Here is a 5,623-nt window from a genome sequence, read left to right on the forward strand (position 1 = left end):
CGTCTCGGGAGCGTGGCAGAAGCGGCTACCCGGCTGAGCGACATCCGATGGAGGCTCCCGACCGATCCGCCACTGGCGCGATGAGCAGACTGCTGAGGGTGTCGGTGTGTGATTCCAGGTATCCGAGCATCGCGTCGACAGCGCCCTGGTAGGTGACGGCCATGACACGGGTATCGAACTCGCGCAGCGATCCCTCGGCCTGACCGCGGCGAAACAGCTGCTCTTGGGCTTGGTAGGTCTCCTCGTAGTAGGTCAGGTCGATGTCGGCGCCGACCCGGTTGCGCAGCTGGGCGACGGTGGTGACCGCAGCCTGTTCCATCAGGGTGTCGCGGTCGGAGTAGTAGTGCCAGATCAGGCCTTTGGATACCCCGGCGACCTCGGCGATGAGCGCGAGAGATGCCTGCTGGTATCCATGCTCGGCCACAACCTGGATGCAGCCGGCGATGATCTGCTTACGTCGTTGTGCCTCGTCGAGGCGTTGACGGCGTCGCGGATGCGCCAATGCCCGGTCCGGTGAACTCATCGGACCATTGTCGTCGCAGTTCGTGCATCGTTGACGCCGGGACCGACCGCTCAATGCTCGCGTGCCGCGATCTGGGCGACCAGCACAACGGACACTGCCATCAAGGCGGCAATGCCGATCATCTCGATCCGCATCCACATCGGTAGGAACCCAGGGATGAGGACCTCAACAATGTTGACCAGCAAAAGCGCGGCGCTGATGATTCCGACGGCGAGCAACCCGCCCCGGTTGCCCGCCCGCGCGGACCGCATCCTCAGCGGCAACAGCACCGCGAACACGGCCACGATCACCGCGTGCCCCCAGGCATGATCGGTAGCCAGACGCGGAGAGACCACCGACATGATGATCAGTGCAGCGATGGTGGCCAAGACCACCACCACATACACGCGCACGACGTAGGTGACGGATGACAACCGATCGCTATTGGCCATACGGCCGATAATATCGGCCGCGCGGCCAATAAAGCAACAGGGGCGGGCGTACGTCGTTCCGCATCGTGCAACGATCTTCGTCGTCATCAGCGTCGATGGGCGCGCGAGCGGGCCACCGCGCCAGGTACCTCGGCGAGGGTTTTTGGACCGTCCCTTTCCCGAACCACTGCCTCGGTGGGACCTCGAGGTCGAGCGACTCGCCGACATGTGGGCGACCGAGCACGAGTCCCGCAGGGACGTCATTGACCGTTACCGACGCGTGTGGCACCACAGCGACGCGACCGTAGCCGCTCTCGCTCTCGATGCCACCGGCCGCGTGGCCTGGTGGCAGGACGCCGAGGTGCCCCTACTCAACATCCTCGTCCACCTGCTTGCCGAGACCAGTCGGCACGCCGGCCACGCCGACATCCTTCGTGAAGAGCTCGACGGCACAGTGGGAACCGACGCGGAGGGCATGGCCGAGAAGAGTCACGACCCAGACTTCTGGATGGAGCGGCGCGAGGAGATCGAGGCGGCTGCCCGATCAGCTGTTTGACCCGGATCACGACCCAGGGCTGAAGTTTGTCGGGCGCCGACGTCGGCGAGGCCGGCTATTTCTAGTGCGGACGCCACCGTTGATCTGGCATGCTCACGCCTCATGCGCACCAGCGAGGTGGTCCATATCCTCGATGCTCTCGAGCATGCGGGCGTCCGCTACTGGCTCACCGGGGAATGGGGAGTCGACGCGCTCCATGGTGAAGCGACTCGCGAGCACCGCGACCTCGACCTGGCCGTCGACGCTGACACGTTTGAGACCGCTCGCACAACGCTCGAGGCTACGGGGTTCACCGCAGAGACCGACTGGCTTCCCGTGCGCCTGGAGATGGTCGGTGGCCCCGGTGGATGGGCTGACCTTCACCCGGTCCGGTTCGATAGCGCCGGTAACGGCGTGCAGCAGGGCCTGGACGATGTCACGTTCCCTTACCCGGCGGCCGACCTGGTCGTCGGGAGCATCGCCGCCAGGCGTGTGCCCCTGCATCTCGCTCCGGTTGCAGGGCGAGTTTCATGTTGGGTACGACCCGAGGCCCCAGGATCTTCACGACCTCAGCATCCTCGCCGGCCTCGCGGCGCTCTAGAGCCCATGGCCACTACCGGGCAGTTCTCGTGACCCTCACCGGGAAGGTCCCACGACCGCTCATGGGTAGAAACCAAAGGCCATCGACACACTCTGCGAGCTTCGTCATCCGAGTAGCCCAGGGCTGGAGGAACGCGAGGCTCTGCTCGACACTGATCTTCCTCGACGTGGACGACGTGCTCTACGACCGGATCCGGGACCGAGGCATGAAAGACCCTCCCGTCACGCGTTCGGACCTCGCCGAATGGAGGCGGCTCATCGAGGCGCCCGACGAGACCGAGCTGTCCACCTACACGGTCGAGTGACGTCGAGAGGGTGGTTCCAGATTGCGACGAGTCAATCAGGTAGAGGCGGTCTGGTTCTCACGGTCGTTGCTACTCCGTAGTCTGAGCAGTCTGAAGCCATTTCGTCGATGTCGCGGAGTACGCGGACGAGGACTGGTTCGACCTCGTTCGGTGGGATCGGTGGTGCGTCGGACGTGGCGCGTTCCACCTGGGCGAGCTCGACCGCCGCGGTTCCAGGTCACAAAGAACGTCCGGGTCTGGACTCGACCGCTCGCCCGGTGAACGCACAGCGCTTCGTCGATCGAGGTCGCGATGGTAACGCCACCCACCGGGATTAACGCGAACCGCTGACCTGTTGACCTGGTTGCACGGCCGCGGCCCCGGTAGGGCGTCCGGGGACGGTTCAATCGAGAGGATCGCGCTATGGACCACGAGAGTCCGTTGAGTGCAGTCAGCCGGGCCGCGTTGCACCAAAGTCAGGTCATCGATCTGACGACTAGGGGCCGGCGGTCTGGCCAGCTGCGACGGATCGAGATCTTCCTCCACAGTGATGACGATCTACTGTTCATCACCGGGATGCCCCGGGCCGACCGCGTGCGTGACTGGATCTACAACATCGAAGCCGACCCACACGTCGTTGTTCACTTGAAGCAGTCGGTAGTGGCGGACCTGCCGGCGACGGCGCGCGTCGTCACTGACCCCGATGAGCGTCGGCCCCTCATCGAGGCGGCCGCCAAGCGATGGGGCCGCACAGACGTGCCGGACATGCTCCGTGACAGCCCGCTCATCGTGCTCACAGTCGACGACGCCACCGCAGATCGCAGCAACTCCTAGCGGCTGACGGCATCACACCGAGAATTGCCTGGGTGTTACCGCCGCCCGTCCAACGCTGAGCGGCGAGGGCGGGGGCCACTTCTGCGGGCTGGTTGCGGCGTTCAGAGCGGCCCGAGAGATGCAGCGGCGGCCTCGTGCATTGTTTGCCGAGGCTCGCCGCGACCGTCACCGCTCGCGTCGTCGTGGACACTCGCCCGAACCACCGCCGTGGCGTAGCACGGGCCGGTACGCCACCGCGGCCGCATTCACGACGGCTTGCGTTCGGTCGGGGTCGCTGCGTTGCCGACGTAGAGCCCCAGCACACGGTCGCATAGGCCTGAGAGGTTCTGGTAGAGCTGCCACCCCTGTCAGAGGTGGCAGCTCTTTCGCCATGGTCCGAGTGGCGCTGCCTTGTGCTGCGCCGTGGGAGGGCGGCCGGCGTCACCGGAAACTGCCGCGTCTTTGGTCCCCCGGAATATCGAGGATCGGTGTGGTCTGACGCACGGGGACGTTCGGACTGGCCCCGTGCGCCGCGTGGCTGGACGCGCGGCACACGGACCGGTCAGTGCATGGCTCCGGCTCCGACGGGCTGCTTGGACGTGTCCTTGCTCAGTTCGTGGTTGGCCATCAGGGAGACGAGGTCGTAGACCACGGTGGCGGCCGCCACCGTGGTGATCTCGGCGTGGTCGTAGGCAGGGGCCACCTCGACGACGTCGGCGCCCACGACGTTGAGGCCGTTGAGGTTTCGCAACAGCGCCAGCAGCTCGCGGCTCTGCAGCCCACCCGCCTCTGGCGTGCCGGTACCAGGTGCGAACGCAGGGTCGAGGACGTCGATGTCGATCGAGAGGTAGACCGGTGTGTCGCCGACGCGCTGGCGGACCTGCGCTACAGCGGCCTCGATGCCGATCCGGTCCAGGTCGCTAGCCCTGATCGCCTTGAAGCCGAAGTCAGCGTCCTCCTTGAGGTCGATCCGGTCGTAGATCGGGCCACGGACACCGAGGTGGATCGAGTGGTCCTCCGCGAGTAGGCCTTCCTCGAAGGCCCGGCGCAGCACGGTGCCGTGGGTGACGGGTGCGTTGAAGTAGGTGTCCCAGGTGTCGAGGTGGGCGTCGAAGTGGACCATGGCCACCGGTCCGTGCTGACGCACCACCGACCGCAGCATCGGCAACGCGATCGTATGGTCACCACCGACGGCGATGACGCGCCGGTCTCCGCTGCCGCCCTGGACCAGGTGCGCGTGCGCCTCGATCTGGTCGACGGCCTCGCTGATGCTGAACGGGGTGCAGGCCACGTCGCCGGCATCGACGACCTGGACCCGCTCGAACGGCGCGACGTCGAGCTCGACGTGGAACGCCGGACGCAGATGGCGCGACGACCTGCGGACCTCCATGGGTCCGAATCGCGCACCCGGACGGAATGACGTGCCGCCGTCGAAGGGAACCCCCAGGATGGCGATGTCGTAGTCGCTCACCGCGTGGATTTCAGGGATCCGGGCAAAGGTCGAGGAGCCGGCGTATCGCGGGACCTCGGTGCCGCTGACGGGGCCGACGGGGATGGATCTGCGGGTGCTCATGACTGGACCTCCAAGGCAGCGGTGGTGGCGGTGGACCGGCTGGCGTCGGCAGGTTGGCCGCTCGACGCGTCGCCCAGCGACCGGCCGGCGGTCTCGACACCCCAGGCGAGGGTGACTGCGAGCCCGACGAACGAGATGGCGGCCCCCACGAGCAGGACCCAGTTGATGCCTCTGTCGAGCGCGAACGGCATCAGGTACACGGCTACCGCAGCCCCGATCCTGCTGGCGGCCGTACCGATACCGACAGCAGTGGCCCGGATCTCGGTGGGGAACAGCTCGTTGGGGTAGACGATCTCGAGGAAGTTCGAGGCCCCGGAGAGCAGCGCGAAGGCGCAGACCGCTGCGAAGACCAACATGTAGGGCAGCCCGGGGATGAGCCCGGCCACGCCCCAGATCACGCCGATGCCGAGGAAGGTGTAGATCAGCAAAGCCTTGCGGCCGATCCGGTCCACCAGGAACAGGCCGGGTATCCCGCCCGCGACGAACAGGACGGCGAGGAAGACCTCGGCCCCGTTGCCGCTGAGCCCGACCTTTCCGAGGATGTCGAACGAGAAGGAGTAGATGGACAGCAGAGGAATGACCTGGCACATCCAGAACAGGCTGACGAACAGGGTTCTGGTCAGATACGGCGGCTTGAACACCGACGCGAGCGTCGCCTTGACCTCCGGCTCGGGCTCACCGAAGTGTTCCACGCCGTAGCTCGGACCGAAGACCTGCTTGATCGAGGCGTCGGCCTCCTCCACGCGGCCCTTGTTGATCAGCCAGCGTGGAGACTCTGGTATGCCAAGACGCAGGAACAGGGTGACCAGGGCGAAGACAGCGGCGCTCGACAGCATCCAGCGCCACGCGTTGTCACCCGCGAGGTGGATACAGATGATGGCGACG

The 5,623-nt window shown here is 66.1% G+C and carries 8 protein-coding genes; 4 read left to right on the top strand and 4 right to left on the bottom strand.

What is annotated here, in order from left to right:
• Positions 1-25: 25 nt before the first annotated feature.
• The gene (locus tag ABI385_RS11335) at positions 26-523 is read right to left on the bottom strand and encodes a TetR/AcrR family transcriptional regulator (RefSeq protein ID WP_348103858.1); all 498 of its coding nucleotides are present in this window, start codon (positions 521-523) and stop codon (positions 26-28) included.
• Between the two features lie 50 nt (positions 524-573).
• A complete protein-coding gene (locus ABI385_RS11340) occupies positions 574-1,041 on the bottom strand; it encodes a hypothetical protein (protein ID WP_348103859.1) in 468 nt (155 codons plus the stop codon).
• 55 nt (positions 1,042-1,096) lie between these two features.
• Here ABI385_RS11340 and ABI385_RS11345 point away from each other — a divergent pair, with 55 nt between their 5' ends.
• From ABI385_RS11345 to ABI385_RS11360, 4 genes are all read left to right on the top strand, one after another.
• Positions 1,097-1,489 (top strand): DUF664 domain-containing protein, encoded by a 393-nt coding sequence (locus ABI385_RS11345; protein ID WP_348103860.1) that lies wholly within the window; start codon positions 1,097-1,099, stop codon positions 1,487-1,489.
• 102 nt (positions 1,490-1,591) lie between these two features.
• Positions 1,592-2,101: a nucleotidyltransferase domain-containing protein gene (locus ABI385_RS18530; protein ID WP_407068263.1), complete on the top strand. Its 510-nt coding sequence runs from the start codon at positions 1,592-1,594 to the stop codon at positions 2,099-2,101.
• Between the two features lie 134 nt (positions 2,102-2,235).
• Entirely contained in the window at positions 2,236-2,373 is a 138-nt protein-coding gene (locus ABI385_RS11355; RefSeq protein WP_348103862.1) for a hypothetical protein, read from the top strand.
• 402 nt (positions 2,374-2,775) lie between these two features.
• Positions 2,776-3,186: a nitroreductase family deazaflavin-dependent oxidoreductase gene (locus ABI385_RS11360; RefSeq protein ID WP_348103863.1), complete on the top strand. Its 411-nt coding sequence runs from the start codon at positions 2,776-2,778 to the stop codon at positions 3,184-3,186.
• A gap of 541 nt (positions 3,187-3,727) precedes the next feature.
• Here the strand turns inward: ABI385_RS11360 and speB are convergent.
• The gene (speB, locus tag ABI385_RS11365; protein WP_348103864.1) at positions 3,728-4,738 is read right to left on the bottom strand and encodes an agmatinase; all 1,011 of its coding nucleotides are present in this window, start codon (positions 4,736-4,738) and stop codon (positions 3,728-3,730) included.
• Positions 4,735-5,623, bottom strand: an 889-nt coding sequence (locus ABI385_RS11370) for an MFS transporter (protein WP_348103865.1), incomplete at its 5' end; no start/stop codon positions are given. The genes ABI385_RS11370 and speB, both read right to left, overlap by 4 nt.

It is taken from the genome of Lapillicoccus sp., from assembly GCF_039935575.1.
Taxonomy (GTDB): Bacteria; Actinomycetota; Actinomycetes; order Actinomycetales; family Dermatophilaceae; genus Lapillicoccus.